1 protein-coding gene is annotated in these 1,258 nt (G+C 63.7%); it reads left to right on the forward strand.

All coding sequences use genetic code 11. The annotated features are described in order from the left end of the window. Positions 1 to 51: 51 nt before the first annotated feature. Complete coding sequence (locus tag BM297_RS21285) at positions 52 to 1,239, forward strand: IS4 family transposase (RefSeq protein WP_092435832.1); 1,188 nt, start codon at positions 52 to 54, stop codon at positions 1,237 to 1,239. The last annotated feature ends 19 nt before the right edge of the window (positions 1,240 to 1,258 follow it).

Genomic DNA, 1,258 nt, shown 5'->3' on the forward strand with positions numbered 1-1,258 from the left:
ATGGGCGGGCACGGTGGTTGTCGCCAAACATAGCCACCACACCCGTTCCCCATGCAGGCCGTCCAATTTTTACATACCGCGTTCGCTCAAGCACTGCCGACCATTCACGCTCGCCGCCTGACCGCACTCATGGCTTGCGTCAGCGCCTTGCTACAAGGTCAGCGCCTGACCCTGACGGCGCTGGGACGCTCGTTGCCGGGGCAGGCCTACCCCAAGCACGCCATCAAGCGTGTGGATCGCCTGCTCGGCAATCCGCACCTTCAGTCCGAACAGCTGCTGTTCTACTGGGCCATGCTGCGCGCCTTGCTGGGCACCCTGAAGCAACCATTGATTCTGGTGGATTGGTCACCGATCAATGCCGAGGCCAACCTGTTCCTGCTGCGCGCAGCGATCCCTCTGGCCGGCAGGGCGTTTCCGGTCTACGAGCGGGTGCATGACCGCGATAGCTGCCCTCAGCAACAGCGCGTACTGCTCGATGCGCTGGAAAGTCTGCTGCCAACTGGCTGCGTGCCGGTGCTGGTCACCGATGCGGGTTTCCGTCGGCCCTGGTTTCAAGCTGTGGAGGCTCGCGGCTGGCACTATGTCGGGCGAGTGCGTAACCGCGATCTGTATCGCACGGCGACGGGCGACTGGGAAACGATCAAGCAGCTGTACAAACATGCCGGCCCGACACCAAAAGCACTCGGCTGGGTAGAGATGACCCGCAGTGCACCGCATCGTATCCGCCTGTACTGCGTCCGCCAGGCACCGAAGGGACGCAAGCATCGCCGGGTGACCGGGCGTATTGCGCGCAGCAAGCACAGCAGGCAGAACGCCAGCCGGGAGCGAGAGCCCTGGCTGCTGGCGAGCAACCTACCGAATTACACTGCCCGCGCGGTAGTAGGCCTCTATCGCAAGCGCATGCAGATCGAGGAGGGCTTCCGCGACGTGAAGAGCCTGCGTTTCGGCTTCGCCTTGGACCTGCACCGCACGCGCTGCCCGCGCCGCATCGAGATTCTGCTGCTGATCGCGGCGCTGGCCTGTTATGCCCTCTACCTGGCCGGCCTGTATGCCCGGCAATCCGGAGAGGCGCGCCGCTATCAGTCTAACAGCGTCAAGACAAAGCATGTCCTGTCACTGTGGCGAGTCGGCCTCGAATACCTGAGGCGGCACGCCGGGGCGCTACCCCGGCATGTGCTCGCCGCTATCGAGTACCGACTGCGTGACGAAGTGCATCAGCAGGCACAGGTGCTGGGGTAGATTTGTGGGGATTCCTCAG

Origin of the sequence: Geopseudomonas sagittaria, assembly GCF_900115715.1 — a bacterium.
Lineage (GTDB): Bacteria > Pseudomonadota > Gammaproteobacteria > Pseudomonadales > Pseudomonadaceae > Geopseudomonas > Geopseudomonas sagittaria.